Genomic DNA, 14,762 nt, shown 5'->3' with positions numbered 1-14,762 from the left:
GATTTATATAAAGTTAAAATTTATATAAATCTGTTTTTTATTCTTGAACGAACGTTCTATTATTGTAAATTTGCATCATGGCAAGGACAAAAGAATTTGAACCGGAAGAAAAACTGATTAAAGCCCGCGACCTTTTTTGGGAGAAGGGGTACAGTGGTACTTCGATGCAGGACCTGGTGGAAGCTATGGGACTCAACCGGGGAAGTATTTATGATACGTTTGGAGACAAGCACAGTTTGTTTTTGCAAAGCCTTAGTAATTATGCAGAAGAAATTTTGAAGGAATATACAAATGTTGCGACGACTGTATCATCCCCTTTAAAAGCGATAGAGCAGATCCTGTCGGGCAATGTAAAAAAAGCTTTTGTAAATGGCAAGAACTCGTGTATGTCTGTCAAATGTTCCCTGGAACTGGCTTCTGACGACAAAAGCGTGCAGCACATCATACAGCTCAGTGGCTGTAAGATTACAAAGGTATTTGAAGAACTGATTATCAAAGGGCAGGAGGCAGGAGAAATCAAAGAGCAGGATGCCAAAATGCTGGCTAACTTTGTCGGCACTTATTTCAGTGGCTTATGGCAATCTTACATTGTAACCGGTGATAAACAATTGATCCAGAACCAGATTACATTTTTAATTTCAATGATTAAAAAGTAAAAAAATTTAGTTTATTTTAGAATGAACGTTCAATATTAAAACTTACTATTATGAAAAATAGCAATCTCATTCCGCAGCAAATTGATATCAAAAACAGGGTATCCAATACGAATTCTTTTGAAGAATCGATAGCAGTACTGAATAAGTGTGTGAAAATTATCAGTGAAAAAGAAGGCGTGTCCAAAGAGAAAGTGATTAATGCCTTACAACAGCAAATGTATACTGAAAAAATTGTAGGCAATTATACCTATGCCACACCAAGCAGTACAGGTTCGCCAACTTTTGAACCGGAACAAAATGTAGTGACGTATGCTCCTATAGCCCCTAAAGAAATTCCTGATTTTATATTAGGTGCTTTGTGGTAAAAAGCATTTTTTACCCGCTTAATCTGGAACAAACGTTCAATTATAAAGGATTAATTTTTAGTCAAATTTAGGATTTCCCAAAGATATTATGGTTAAATTTATAAATACCAACCTCTAAGTTATAGTCTATGGATACCAAGTCTTTTAATGAAGCTTTAGAAAATTTATTTGTAACAGAAAACGCTATTCCTGCTGAATTCCAGATTGATGAGATCCATCAGAAAGAATACCTCAGTGATGGCGAAATGAAAAAGTGGGACGGTGCCATGCACGAGGTGTATTCGCCAATTTACCTCAAAACAGCTGAAGGATTGGTATCAAAGCGCATCGGGAGTTATCCTTTAGCCACCGAAAAAGAAGCGCAGGAGTCATTAAATGCAGCAGTTATAGCCTATAATGATGGTCGTGGCGAGTGGCCAACCATGAGTGTCGCAGAACGGATCCATCATGTAGAATCTTTTACAGGAAAGATGATAGCCCGTAAGGAAATAGTCGTCAAGCTGATTATGTGGGAGATTGGAAAATCCCATGCCGATGCTATAAAAGAGTTTGATCGTACGGTGGAATATATTTATGCTACGATCGATGCCTTGAAGAACCTGGATCGCGATTCTTCTGGTTTTACGATTGTTGAAGGTATTGCTTCGCAATCCCGCAGATCTCCATTAGGGGTTGTATTGTGCATGGGCCCTTTTAATTATCCGTTAAACGAAACATTTACCACGTTGATCCCGGCATTGATTATGGGTAACACCATACTCTTTAAACCACCCAAATTTGGGACATTGTTGCACTATCCGTTACAGGAAGCATTCCAGGAGGCTTTTCCAAAAGGCGTGATTAATGTGATTTACGGGCGGGGCAATATAATTATTCCGGGGTTGATGCAATCTGGAAAAATTAATGTATTGACGTTAATTGGTTCCAGTAAGGTTGCCAACGAACTGAAAAAACAACATCCTAAAGTAAATCGATTACGGGCGGTATTAGGGCTGGATGCTAAAAATGCCTCGATCATTACTTCGAAAGCAGATATTCCACTGGCAGTTAAAGAAACCCTTACCGGTGCTTTATCATTTAATGGGCAGCGTTGTACCGCTTTAAAAATTGTCTGGCTGCATAAAAGCATTGCCGATGAATTCTTAAAACAGTTCAATCAGGCCGTTTCGGAATTGAAATTTGGATTACCGTGGGAGGAAGGGGTTTCACTGACACCATTACCGGAACCCTATAAAATTGATTACCTGAAGGAATGTATTGCCGATGCAGTAGCACATGGCGGACAGGTGGTGAATGAAAACGGAGGTACTGTGAAAGCATCATTTTTTTATCCCGCAGTAGTTTATCCGGTAAATAAAGAGATGAAACTCTACTATGAAGAACAGTTTGGGCCTATAGTGCCTATAGTCCCTTTTGAAGATATGGAAGAAGTAATTGAATACCTGATTGAAAGTAACTACGGACAGCAGGTTAGTATTTTTAGTACAGATTCTGATGAACTGGCTGCGTTGATCGATCCTTTGGTAAACCAGGTGAGCCGTGTCAATATTAACAGCCAATCCCAACGCGGACCAGATGTTTTCCCTTTTACCGGAAGAAAAGACAGTGCCGAAGGGACGTTATCTGTAACGGATGCAATTCGATCTTTTTCGATCCGTTCTTTAGTCGCTTTTAAGATGAATGAAAGTAATAAAAAGCTGATTAATGAAATTGTACACGAGGAAAAATCAAATTTCCTGAGTACTAAATTTATATTCTAATATCATAGTTTACAGGTGATTAGAGTAATTGCCTGTGCCTTTTTTAATACTATTATAAGAAAAAATTATACCGAAAATTGCAGGAGTTTTAATTTTATAGTAATTTTGCTTAACGGTGTTAAACGAATTTACAGTTTTTAACGAGGAGTGAAGAGATTATGGCAAGTAAAGACAGAATACTCAGACAGAAGGAAGAAACGAAAAAAAACATATTGATAGCTGCCTGCCAAATTGTGAAAACAGACGGGTGGCAAGGATTAAGTATGCGTAAGATAGCCGATAAAATTGAATACACCGCGCCAATCATTTATGAATATTTTTCCAATAAAGAAGCCATTCTGCAGGAAATGACTAAAATGGGATTTGTAAGCCTGACCAAATACATACAGGAAGCCAAAAATAGTGCTGAAAATTCGGCAGACCAGTTGGAAGCGATGTGGATGGCCTATTGGAATTTTGCGTTCGCCGATAAAGAAATGTATCAGGTGATGTTCGGGGTGGAAGTGAGTTGTTGTATGGAACGTGTTCCGGAAGCCGAAGCGCCATTACTGTTATTCACTTCGGTGATACGGGAAGTGATGAAAGGACAGAATCCTTCGGATGAATCAGTGAAACAAAAGTATTTTACATTTTTTGCAGTAATCCACGGACTAATATCGATCAATATTGTGGGGAATGGATTATCAGACAATATTAATAATCAAATTTTAAAAGATGCCATCGGAGGAATCATCCGTTCGCTGACCGTAGCAAATTAAAAAAATTTGCCAGTCTACTTAACAGCATTAAATTTGCTAACATCAATTTAATTTTAACTTAATACTCTACGAATCGTGTAAAGTTCCTTTTTTCATTCTTTTTTGGCGTACTACTTAACGTCATTAAATGGTTTAATTTAGTTTAATACTAAAAAGTATAGAATGTAACGATCCTCTTATTTCAGTGCATTTTCGTAATAATTACTTAACGTCATTAAATAGTTTAATCGTGTTATTTATAAAACTTGACTACTATGATTAGTAGCAATAATCAAAAATTAAAACAATCCATAATCCTAATTTTTCACATCATGAAAAGAATAATTGCAGCAGTCCTTATACTGATAGTTTATTCCTGTTCCGGAGATAAAAACGCTAATGTTGCGGCTCCGGCTCCATCTTTGCCTGTCCTTACCATCAGTAATGCGGCTGCGGTTACCAGTGTTACCTATCCCGCTTCCATACAGGGAACAGTGGATATTGAAATCCGCCCACAAGTAAATGGCAATCTTGAAAAGATTTTCGTTGATGAAGGGCAATATGTTACCAAAGGGCAATCCTTATTTAAAATCAACGAGCAGCCTTATCGGGAGCAATACAATAATGCATTGGCTTCTTTACATGCAGCTCAGGCCGCATTACTAAATGCACAACTGGAAATTGATAAGCTGACACCTTTAGTACAAAATAAAGTAGTATCGGATTACCAACTCAAAACTGCAAAAGCAAGCCATAGTATCGCATTGTCTACCATAGAGCAGGCAAAAGCGATAGTAGCTTCTGCCAAAATAAACCTCGGTTATACCTTAATTACAGCTCCGGTGAGCGGTTACATTGGGCGTTTGCCTAAAAAACAAGGAAGCCTGGTTGGTGTTACGGATGTTGAGCCTTTATCCCGACTTTCGGATGTACACGAAGTGTATGCTTATTTTTCATTAAGCGAAAATGACTTTATCCAGTTTAAAGAACAATATCCGGGCATTACCATTAGTGATAAGATCAAAAAATTACCACCGGTACAATTGCTTCTGGCGGATACCAAAGCTTACGCACAATCCGGGCATATTGATATGGTCGATGGGCAATTTGATAAAAATACAGGAGCAATCACACTCAGGGCTACATTCCCGAATCCACAAGGATTATTGCGTTCCGGAAACACGGGAAAAATCCAGTTGCAATTGGATCATGCCAATGTTTTATTGGTACCTCAGGAATCTACCATGGAAATCCAGGATAAGATTTTTGTGTTTACCGTTGGGGCAGACAATAAAGTGACCAAACAGCCTATCCTTGTTTCCGGAAAAAGCGGTACTGATTACCTGGTAGGAGAAGGAGTAAAATCGGGAGACAAAATTGTATTCAGCGGCTTTGAAAACCTTCAGGAAGGAACCGTAATACAGCCTGAAAACATTAAAAAACAATTGGCTAAAAATTAATTTCAGATCATAATTATGTTTAAAAAATTTATCGATAGACCTGTACTGGCGACAGTAATTTCTATCCTGCTTGTTATTGTGGGGATCTTAGGGCTCACAAAACTGCCACTACAACAGTTTCCTGATATTGCCCCACCGGCAGTTCAGGTGACTGCACTTTACCCCGGTGCAAATGCTGAAACGGTATTACGTTCGGTAGCGCCATCGCTGGAGGAATCCATTAATGGGGTAGAGAACATGAGTTATATGAGTTCTACGGCGAGTAATGATGGTTCATTAGTGATCACGGTATATTTTAAATTGGGCACCAATCCGGACCAGGCAGCTGTAAACGTACAAAACAGGGTAGCACAAGCCACGAGCCAGCTTCCTTCTGAAGTAGTACAGGCGGGGATCACTACAGCGAAACAACAAAACAGCCTTATCATGGTAGTGGATTTGTATTCTGAAGATGAAAGCAAATACGACCAGACCTTTTTAGCCAATTATGCCCAGATCAATATTATCCCTGAAATCAAAAGGATTCCCGGAGTAGGGCAATCCCTGATTTTTGGAGGAAGTAAAGATTATTCGATGCGGGTTTGGCTGAACCCAGCCCAAATGGCAGCCTATAACCTGACGCCAAAAGAAATTATGGCTTCAATCCAGGATAAAAACCTGGAAGCGGCTCCCGGAAAATTCGGGGAAAGCAGTAAGGAGTCTTTTGAATATGTAATAAAATATAAAGGAAAACTCAATAAGCCTACAGAATATGAAAATATCGTAATACGTTCGAATGCCGACGGTTCGGTATTGCGTTTGAAGGATGTGGCACGAGTTGAATTTGGATCCTACACCTATGGTAATTTTACCCGTGTCAATGGAAAACCTGGCGTTAATATTGCGACCATGCAGCTTGCCGGATCCAATGCAAATGAAATACAGATTGCCATTGCAGCACTGATGGAAAAAGCATCCAAAGATTTCCCGACCGGGGTAAAACATTTGGTATTGTATAATACGAAGGATTCACTGGATCAGTCTATTGCACAGGTAAAATCAACTTTGATCGAGGCCTTTATACTGGTTTTTATTGTAGTTTTTGTGTTCTTACAGGATTTTAGATCTACGCTGATTCCGGCAATTGCCGTTCCGGTAGCAATTTTAGGGACCTTTTTCTTCATGTCCTTGCTTGGATTCTCCATTAACCTGCTGACGTTGTTTGCGCTGGTACTGGCAATTGGTATTGTGGTCGATGATGCGATTGTCGTCGTCGAGGCCGTACATGCCAAGATGGAGCATAAACATCTTTCTCCGAAAGCGGCAACAGCTTCGGCAATGAGTGAGATTACCGGAGCAATTATCTCCATTACACTTGTAATGTCTGCCGTATTCTTACCCGTTGGTTTTATGGAGGGTTCTACAGGAGTATTTTACCGGCAATTTGCCTTTACTCTTGCAATAGCCATTGTGATTTCAGCAGTAAATGCATTAACGCTAAGCCCGGCGCTTGCGGCATTATTCCTAAAAGAAACGCACTCGAATGGGCATGGGCCAGAAGAGAAAAAATCATTCAAAGAGAAGTTTTTTGCCGGTTTTAATAGTGGATTTGATAAAATCACCCACAATTACCTGGGAAGCCTTCGCTTTTTAATCCGTCATAAATGGGTAAGCCTTGGAGGTCTTGCCTTGGTAATTGTAGCGACTGTGGTTATGGTACAACGCACACCAACCGGATTTATCCCTTCTGAAGATCAGGGATTCATTGCGATTTCATTATCGATGCCTGCTGGCGCTTCACTGGAACGTACTACAGCTGTGATCCACAAAGCGGAAGATTTATTAGGCAATATGGAGTCCAAGAAAACGCTGATGGGATTGTCCGGATTTAATATCCTGACCCAATCGTCCAGCCCTTCTTCCGGAGTAGCCTTTGTCTTGTTGAAACCAACGAAAGAACGCGGTAAAATCCAGGATATTAACGGTATTATGGATGAGGTACGCCAAAAGTTATCAGGTATTAAAGGTGCCAATTTCTTCGTCTTTACGTTCCCAACGGTTCCAGGATTTAGTAATGTGGATGGTCTGGATATTGTATTGCAGGATAAAACCGGTGGTAAACTGGATAAATTCAGTGGTATTGGAAATAAATTTATCGGGGAACTGATGAAAAGGCCGGAGATTGCAGTAGCATTTACTTCATTTAAAGCCGATTATCCCCAGTACGATATGGAAGTTGACGATGTGAAAGCAGAGCAATTGGGCGTAAGCACCAGGGATATATTACAAACTATGCAGGCCTATTTTGGTAGTGCGCAGGCTTCTGATTTCAACCGCTTTGGGAAATACTACCGCGTTATGGTGCAGGCAGATAAAACAGCCCGTACAGAAATTGGCGCCATGGACGGTATTTTCGTTAAAAACAGATTAGGGAATATGGTACCAATCAGTACATTGGTAACCCTGAAAAGGGTATACGGACCGGAAACGGCTTCCCGTTATAACCTGTTCAATTCGATAGGAGTAAATGCCATTGCGAAACCAGGCTATAGTTCCGGGGATGCTATACGGGCTGTAGAAGAGGTAGCCGCCCAACATCTACCAACCGGATATGCATTTGAATTTTCAGGAATGACCAAAGAAGAGCTTTCTTCCGGTGGACAATCGGCAGTGATCTTTGTGCTTTCCCTGTTGTTTATTTACTTCCTGCTGGCAGCACAATACGAGAGCTATATTTTACCACTTTCCGTTATTCTTTCTATACCTACAGGAATCTTTGGTGTTTTTGTCGCCATTGGCCTTACCGGGATCGAAAACAATATTTACGTACAGGTAGCACTCGTGATGCTGATCGGATTGCTGGCCAAAAATGCCATATTGATTGTCGAGTTTGCCTCACAACGAAGGAAAGCAGGTAAATCCCTGTTGTCTTCGGCTTTAGAAGCTGCAAAGTTGAGATTGCGTCCTATTATTATGACCTCTCTTGCTTTTGTAGTAGGACTTATGCCGATGATGAATGCCAAAGGGCCTTCCGCTATGGGGAACCACTCCATTAGTATCGGTGCAGCAGGCGGGATGGTTTCGGGTGTTATCCTGGGATTATTTGTTATTCCGGTCTTGTTCATCGTGTTCCAATACCTGCAGGAGAAAGTTTCGGGCAAACCTAAGTTCGCTCAGGAAGAAGATACTGTTTTAAATCCGCTGATCTAAATTATTGAACCCTAAGGGAATTTTAAAAATATAAAAATGAAAAAATACAACATGCAGTATGTGGTAGTGGGGTTATTGCTACTCACACTCACAGCCTGTAAAATTTCAACAGATACTGTAGCGCCAAAATCCGCTGTTCCTGATCATTTCAGGGACAGTGCTACGGCCGATTCGTTAAGTGTGGCCGATTTGGAATGGAAGCAGTTTTTTACCGACGCTTCCCTTTTGAAACTGATTGACAGTGCCGTCGCTAAAAATAATGACCTTTTAATTGCACAGAAAAATGTTGAAGCTGCCCAATGGCAACTGAAACAGGCAAAATGGGGCAATATACCCGAAATCAACCTGCAGGCAACTGCAGTGAGTAACCGGTTATCGGAAAACAGCCTTAATGGGTTGAGCACCAATACATTTTTGGGTAAAAACCATGTGGAAGATTACAATGCTGGTGCTTTCCTGAGCTGGGAAGCGGATATCTGGGGTAAAATCCGGAACCAGAAAAAAAGTGCGCTGGCACAATATTTACAATCAGGCGAGGCTAAAAAAGCATTGCAGACGATCGTTGTTGCCAATGTATCCAAAGGCTATTATAACCTGTTGATGCTGGATGAGCAACTTCGTACAGCCCGTAAAAACTTAGTGCTCAATGACAGTACATTATTTGTGATCAACCTGCAATATGATGCTGGACAGGTGACGAGCCTTGCCATACAGCAGGCGGAAGCACAAAGGCTTACAGCCGCTCAATTGATTCCACAGCTGGAACAAAATATTACCGTGCAGGAAAATGCCCTGAGCATACTTACAGGAAGTTTTCCAAAAGCACGGGAGCGTAACACAGTATTGAGTGCTATGGTGGTTACCGAAGATCCTGCAGTGGGTTTTCCATCCGCCTTACTGGCCCGCAGGCCGGATGTGAAAAGTGCTGAATTGGGTTTAAAAGTAGCGAATGCTAAAGTTGGAATTACCAAAGCGGCCATGTATCCGGCATTGAATATCACTGCTTCTGGTGGGGTAAATGCTTTTGAAAGTGCCAACTGGTTTTCACTTCCTGCTTCGTTGTTTGGAACCGTTGCCGGTAGCCTTACACAACCCTTATTGCAACGTAAAAAATTAAAAACACAATTTGAAATCGCGAAAATCGAACGTGAAAAATCAGTAATTGCATTTCGCCAGGCGGTTCTTGTAGCAGTAGGTGAAGTTTCTGATGCACAGGTTAAAGTGGAAAAACTCAAAGCACAACATGAGGCAGCAGCGGCACGTGTACAAACACTTCAAAAAGCGATCCGTAATGCCACTATGCTTTTCCAGAATGGTATGGCGAACTACCTGGAAGTGATTGTAGCGCAGTCCAACCTGTTGCAAAGCGAACTCGAAGCAGCTTCTATCCGTAAAGCACAATTGGATGCCAATGTAGAATTGTACCGTGCTTTAGGCGGTGGCTGGAAATAATATCAAATTCTTTACTGCGGTTTTTTAGTCGTAGCGGTGGGAGCAAAGCAGTAGGTTTTTACCGACTCCTGTTCCCGCCATCTGGTTGTATCTTATGCCCGGTTATTTGCTGAACACAAATAACCGGGCACAAGGATACCCCGTCTGTCGGGGCTAATCCACTACTTTTTTCTTTTTTTTTCGTATATTCACACTATTATAAAGCAGTAATCCTGAACTTCGGGATGATTTCCGTAAGTCCAGCAATTGGCTTACAGTGACAATGCCCTATTGGGTTACTTTTACCTACTAACAATTTTTGAAAATGATGCAGGATACTTTCTTTTTTCAGGCGATGATCTATTTGGCCGGAGCAGTAATCATGGTGCCCATTGCCAAACGGCTGGGACTGGGATCTGTTTTGGGCTACCTTGCGGCAGGCGTAATTATTGGCCCGGCGGCATTGGGCCTGACGGGAAACCAGAGCCACGATATTATGCATTTTGCTGAATTTGGAGTTGTAATGATGCTTTTTGTCATTGGGCTTGAACTGGAACCGGCACGTTTATGGAACATGCGCCGCGCCATTACCGGTATGGGAGGATTGCAGCTCGTTGCAACAACCGTTATAATCACCAGTGGGCTCCTGCTGCTGGGGTTACCATGGAAGCAGGCTCTGGTATTGGGGATGATTATTTCCATGTCTTCCACGGCTATTGTTTTACAAACACTGGAAGAGAAAGGCTGGCTGAAATCGGTAGCCGGACAGAGTTCCTTTGCCGTATTATTGTTTCAAGATTTAGCCATTATTCCGATGCTTGCTTTTTTTCCTATGCTTTCAGACAATACAATGAAGCGGCCTGCTGGTGTAAGCCAGGATCCCACCTTCATACAGGGATTGCCGGATTGGTCCCACGCAGTAGTGATCCTTTTTTCTGTGATGTTTATCGTATTTGCAGGAAGGCACTTGCTGCGTCCTGTTTTTCACCTGATGGCCAAAACAGGCATGCGGGAAATGTTTACCGCTACCGCATTGCTGTTGGTTGTTGGTATAGCAGTATTGATGACTTCTGTAGGATTAAGCCCTGCCTTGGGTGCTTTCCTGGCCGGAGTAGTATTGGCGAACAGCGAATACCGCCATCAGCTTGAAATCGCTATAGATCCTTTTAAAGGGCTTTTATTGGGACTGTTTTTTATCTCGGTAGGAAGTTCAATCGACTTTGACCTCATCATGAGCAAACCGCTGTTGATTGCAGGATTGGTAATTGGGCTGATGCTGTGTAAAATGATAGTGCTGTATGGTGTTGGAAAGGTGTTTAAAGTCCGTAACGCACAAAATTTCATATTTACTTTTGGCCTCAGCCAAGTCGGCGAATTTGCTTTTGTATTGTTGAGCTTTTCATTACAGGAACGTATATTGACCAAAGAAATTACCGATATGATGATGGGCGTTACTGCGGTTAGTATGGCATTGACACCTTTGTTTATGATGCTGAATGAAAAAGTAATCCTCCCAAGCCTTTGTGCCACTAAAGAGGGAGCGGAAACAGAAGAAAAAGAAAGCGATATCGAAGCGGAGGATAATCCTGTGATTATTGCTGGTTTTGGACATTTTGGCAATACCGTGGGACGTTTTCTACAAGCTAATAATATTCCTACAACGGTTTTGGATAATGATAGTGACAATGTCGACCTGCTGCGTAAAATGGGGGTGAAAGTATATTATGGAGATGCAACGCGGTATGATTTGCTCGAAATTGCCGGTGCGCGTAAAGCAAAAATTATTGTAATTGCGATTAATGACCGGGAGAAACGCCTGGGTATGATTGAAACAGTAAAAAAGCATTTTCCAAACCTTTATATATTAGTGCGCTCTGCCAACCGGTATGATGCCTACGACCAAATGAATGCCGGTATCATGCACATTTACAGGGAAACCTTGGATACGAGCCTTAGATTAGGAGTGGATGTACTGAAATTATTAGGGCATACGACTTATGAAGCGACACGATCGGCAAAAACATTTTTTGTACACGATGAAAAAACCTTAAAATACCTGGCCAGCATCCGAAATACCGATGAATACCTCGTAGCAGTACGGGAGAAAATGGAGGAACTGGAAACCCTGATGCAGGCAGACCGGGACTCAATACAACTTGCAAAAGAGCAAACGATAACGGGTGGGGGGCACCTCATAACAGAATTATAATCAAAAAGAGGTAAAGCGCTTGGCACTTTACCTCTTTTAACAAACAAACTAAACTTTATTTTGCTACGATAATAAAATCGGATCTTCGGTTTATACTGTGCTCTGCTTCGGTGCACTTGGAATGATTGCCACAAGTATTCAATAATCGTGTTTCTCCATATCCTATCGCACTTTCAATTCTGTTTTCGGCTATACCTTTGGAAAAGATATAGGCTGCGGTAGCTTTTGCCCTCTCATTGGATAACTTCAGGTTGTAGGCATCTTTACCCCTGGAATCGGTATGGGATTCTATTTTAATCCTAAGAGTAGGAAACTGCGTCATGGCATAGACTACTTTGTCCAGTTCGACAGTGGCTTGTGGGGTAATGGTAGCCTTATTGTAGTCAAAGAAAATGGTATTAATATCGATTTTTTCATGATCGCCATCTGGTATAATAAGATCCTGCAGCTTATCCAGTTCAAAATCAACTCCTTTCATTTCTCCTGGGTTGGCTTTCACGGTAGTAATCTTCTGGGATTTGGTACTGTAATTTTGTTTGGATGCTTCTAAGCGATACGTAGCAGCACACGGAAGGCTAATATGATAATTTCCCTCCTTGTCGGAAGTAGTTTGCTGCATTACGGTTTCAAAAAGATCATATACTTTTATAGTGGCACCTTCTACAGGCTCTTTTGATTTTACAGTCGTTACTTTCCCGGATACCAATTGGTCACAGGCCGCTTTGGTTTTGGTAAATGAATAGATATCATCGTCACCTTTTCCGCCTGCGCGGTTTGAAGAGAAGTACCCGTAAGTATCGGTGGAATCAATAATAAACGAAAAGTCATCTTTATTGCTGTTGATTACTTTTCCAAGGCTTCGCGGTGCTGAAAAATTCATTTTACCGGAAAAGTTACTTTCATAGACATCCAGTCCGCCATACCCATAATAGCCGTCAGAAGAAAAATATAAGATTCCATTGGAGAAAAAAGGAAACATATCCCTTCCGATAGTATTGATTGTAGGGCCAAGGTTTTTCACCGGCCCCATTGTGCCATCATCGAATAATTCGACCACATAGATGTCAATACTGCCATAACCACCCGGCATATCGGAGGCAAAGAATAACCATTTGCCATCCGGGCTTAACGAAGGGTGCCCCACGGAATAATCGGTGCTGTTAAAAGGAACAGATTCCGATTTTATAATTTTGCCATTTTCCAGAGTACCTTTCATGATGTGAAAGTTATTGGTTCCTGCAGCATCATTGAGTAATTTTTTCTTTTTAAGGGTATTAGTGGTGTAATAGATCGTGTTCAGGTCTTTACTGAAGGTTACGGTTGCCGTATGGTATTTCGTTCGCAGTTCCTGCAGGAAGAACGTTTCATTAAACAAAGCACCAGTAGCCGAATTCCGATCTGTAATGTACAAATCGAGGAATGGCTGTTCGTTCCAGGTATATAACTTTCTATCGAAGTTGATGGAATCTTTAGTAGAGGAATAAACTACCTTATCTCCATAAAAAGCTGTTCCGAAATCGGAATTGGGGCTATTGATTTCAAGATTTCTTATGGCATAGCGCTGTGGTGCTTTTTCGAGGCTGTCGGCATATTTTTTCTGGGATACATAGCGCTCAATTTCTTTTTCATCGCCTTTTTGCTTCAGGAATTCCCGGGTGAGCTGATCGGCAGTATCATAATCCCTTACACCTCTGAGTGATTGGAGATAACGCCTGAAATACTCATCTGTGAGGCTTTGGTTTTGAACCTGATACAATTTTTTATACCATTTGAGTGCATTGACATTATCATCGAGGAAATAATAGGAGTCAGCGGCATTTCTATACGCTGAAACCAGAGGTTTTTTAGCATTTTCCAGATATTCCTCGTATGTTTTTGCGGCCTCTTTGTACGCCATTTGGTTAAAGAGTTTATCGGCTTTTTTTAATGTTTGTTGTGAAAACATCATAACCGACACTAAAAGAAGGCATAAAGTAATTATTTTTTTCATAAGATGTTTTTTAGATTAGAAGAATCTCGGAGATTTAATACGTGTCGATTTTTGTGGTAATTGGTACCGGATTATGATTTCATGGGAGCCGTCATTGTATTTGTTGAAATCAGTAACGGAATAATCATAGGAATACCCCACAAAAAAACTGTTCGAAATCTGGAAACCTGCCAGTCCGCTCACGGAATCATCCCAGCGGTAGGAGAGGCCCAGTGTGACTGTATTCTGGATGAGCAAATTGGCAGACACATCTACAGTAATCGGTTCGCCGCTCAATGCCCTGGCCAAAACGGTAGGTTTGATCAATAAATCATCATTGATATTGAAAACATACCCTCCGATGAGGTAATACTGCAGTTTTTCGGTAATCACGCTTTCCCGGACATCATTGTAATAATCGCCTTTTATAAAACTCGGAACGGAGAGCCCTACATACCATTTGTCGGAATAGAAATAAGCACCTGCTCCTATAGAAGGCAGGATTTTGTTATCCACATTAGTATTTAAAAGCACATCATTAGCATCATAAAAACGGCCTTTGCTCCAGTCGATATTGAGCATTCGCGCCCCTGCTTTTACCCCAAAGGCAATTTTGGTATTGTATCCTGTCATGATGGTATACGAGAAGTTCCCTTCCAACGAAACCTGATTGGAAGGCCCCAGGTTATCATTGGCAGCCGTTAATCCGAGTCCCATCTTTTCATCTGCGATAGGAGTATGAATATTGAATGACTGGGTTTGTGGAGCCCCGTCCACACCGACCCATTGGGACCGGTGCATCAGGATGGCTTCAAGTGTCCCCGCAGACCCGGTGTAACCCGGGTTGATGGACATCGTATTATACATGTATTGTGTGTATTGCGGTTCTTGTTGTGCCTGTACACGTACTGTTGCTCCTATGGTGAGCAGTAGTGTATAGAGTATAATGGTGTTGATATTGATTTTCATACGTGTAATTTTTTAGT

10 protein-coding genes are annotated in these 14,762 nt (G+C 41.4%); 8 read left to right on the top strand and 2 right to left on the bottom strand.

The features are described 5' to 3' along the window. Window positions 1–77: 77 nt before the first annotated feature. The 8 genes from FK004_RS16645 to FK004_RS16610 all read left to right on the top strand — a co-directional run bounded on the left by FK004_RS16645 (window position 78) and on the right by FK004_RS16610 (window position 11,807). Window positions 78–656, top strand: a complete 579-nt coding sequence (locus FK004_RS16645; RefSeq protein WP_108738274.1) for a TetR/AcrR family transcriptional regulator — start codon at window positions 78–80, stop codon at window positions 654–656. A gap of 50 nt (window positions 657–706) precedes the next feature. Then, window positions 707–1,021 (top strand): hypothetical protein, encoded by a 315-nt coding sequence (locus FK004_RS16640; RefSeq protein ID WP_108738273.1) that lies wholly within the window; start codon window positions 707–709, stop codon window positions 1,019–1,021. Window positions 1,022–1,149: 128 nt separating this feature from the next. After that, the gene (locus FK004_RS16635; RefSeq protein ID WP_108738272.1) at window positions 1,150–2,781 is read left to right on the top strand and encodes an NADP-dependent glyceraldehyde-3-phosphate dehydrogenase; all 1,632 of its coding nucleotides are present in this window, start codon (window positions 1,150–1,152) and stop codon (window positions 2,779–2,781) included. Window positions 2,782–2,939: 158 nt separating this feature from the next. Further along, window positions 2,940–3,539: a TetR/AcrR family transcriptional regulator gene (locus FK004_RS16630; RefSeq protein WP_108738271.1), complete on the top strand. Its 600-nt coding sequence runs from the start codon at window positions 2,940–2,942 to the stop codon at window positions 3,537–3,539. A gap of 311 nt (window positions 3,540–3,850) precedes the next feature. Beyond that, window positions 3,851–4,978 carry an efflux RND transporter periplasmic adaptor subunit gene (locus tag FK004_RS16625; RefSeq protein ID WP_193844344.1) on the top strand — a complete coding sequence of 376 codons (1,128 nt, stop codon included), beginning with the start codon at window positions 3,851–3,853 and terminating at the stop codon, window positions 4,976–4,978. 15 nt (window positions 4,979–4,993) lie between these two features. Continuing rightward, window positions 4,994–8,167: an efflux RND transporter permease subunit gene (locus FK004_RS16620; RefSeq protein ID WP_108738270.1), complete on the top strand. Its 3,174-nt coding sequence runs from the start codon at window positions 4,994–4,996 to the stop codon at window positions 8,165–8,167. Window positions 8,168–8,203: 36 nt separating this feature from the next. Continuing rightward, window positions 8,204–9,619, top strand: a complete 1,416-nt coding sequence (locus tag FK004_RS16615; protein WP_108738269.1) for a TolC family protein — start codon at window positions 8,204–8,206, stop codon at window positions 9,617–9,619. Between the two features lie 304 nt (window positions 9,620–9,923). Next, window positions 9,924–11,807, top strand: coding sequence for a monovalent cation:proton antiporter-2 (CPA2) family protein (locus tag FK004_RS16610; RefSeq protein ID WP_227871628.1), 1,884 nt, complete (start codon window positions 9,924–9,926; stop codon window positions 11,805–11,807). A 55-nt stretch (window positions 11,808–11,862) separates the two neighbouring features. Here FK004_RS16610 and FK004_RS16605 read toward each other — a convergent pair whose 3' ends face one another. Together FK004_RS16605 and FK004_RS16600 are read right to left on the bottom strand one after the other, a co-directional pair. Next, a complete protein-coding gene (locus FK004_RS16605) occupies window positions 11,863–13,797 on the bottom strand; it encodes an OmpA family protein (RefSeq protein WP_108738267.1) in 1,935 nt (644 codons plus the stop codon). 15 nt (window positions 13,798–13,812) lie between these two features. After that, on the bottom strand, window positions 13,813–14,745 hold the full coding sequence (locus FK004_RS16600; RefSeq protein ID WP_108738266.1) for a PorP/SprF family type IX secretion system membrane protein: 933 nt from the start codon (window positions 14,743–14,745) through the stop codon (window positions 13,813–13,815). Between the last annotated feature and the right edge of the window lie 17 nt (window positions 14,746–14,762).

Origin of the sequence: Flavobacterium kingsejongi, assembly GCF_003076475.1 — a bacterium.
GTDB classification, from domain to species: Bacteria; Bacteroidota; Bacteroidia; order Flavobacteriales; family Flavobacteriaceae; genus Flavobacterium; species Flavobacterium kingsejongi.
The sequence above is the reverse complement of the archived record's forward strand: the minus strand, read 5'-3'. Positions and strand labels throughout refer to the sequence as shown.

Coding starts and splice junctions, on each gene's coding strand:
- FK004_RS16645 (WP_108738274.1), top strand. CDS start 78: ATGGCAAGGACAAAAGAATTTGAACCGGAAGAAAAACTGATTAAAGCC.
- FK004_RS16640 (WP_108738273.1), top strand. CDS start 707: ATGAAAAATAGCAATCTCATTCCGCAGCAAATTGATATCAAAAACAGG.
- FK004_RS16635 (WP_108738272.1), top strand. CDS start 1,150: ATGGATACCAAGTCTTTTAATGAAGCTTTAGAAAATTTATTTGTAACA.
- FK004_RS16630 (WP_108738271.1), top strand. CDS start 2,940: ATGGCAAGTAAAGACAGAATACTCAGACAGAAGGAAGAAACGAAAAAA.
- FK004_RS16625 (WP_193844344.1), top strand. CDS start 3,851: ATGAAAAGAATAATTGCAGCAGTCCTTATACTGATAGTTTATTCCTGT.
- FK004_RS16620 (WP_108738270.1), top strand. CDS start 4,994: ATGTTTAAAAAATTTATCGATAGACCTGTACTGGCGACAGTAATTTCT.
- FK004_RS16615 (WP_108738269.1), top strand. CDS start 8,204: ATGAAAAAATACAACATGCAGTATGTGGTAGTGGGGTTATTGCTACTC.
- FK004_RS16610 (WP_227871628.1), top strand. CDS start 9,924: ATGATGCAGGATACTTTCTTTTTTCAGGCGATGATCTATTTGGCCGGA.
- FK004_RS16605 (WP_108738267.1), bottom strand. CDS start 13,797: ATGAAAAAAATAATTACTTTATGCCTTCTTTTAGTGTCGGTTATGATG.
- FK004_RS16600 (WP_108738266.1), bottom strand. CDS start 14,745: ATGAAAATCAATATCAACACCATTATACTCTATACACTACTGCTCACC.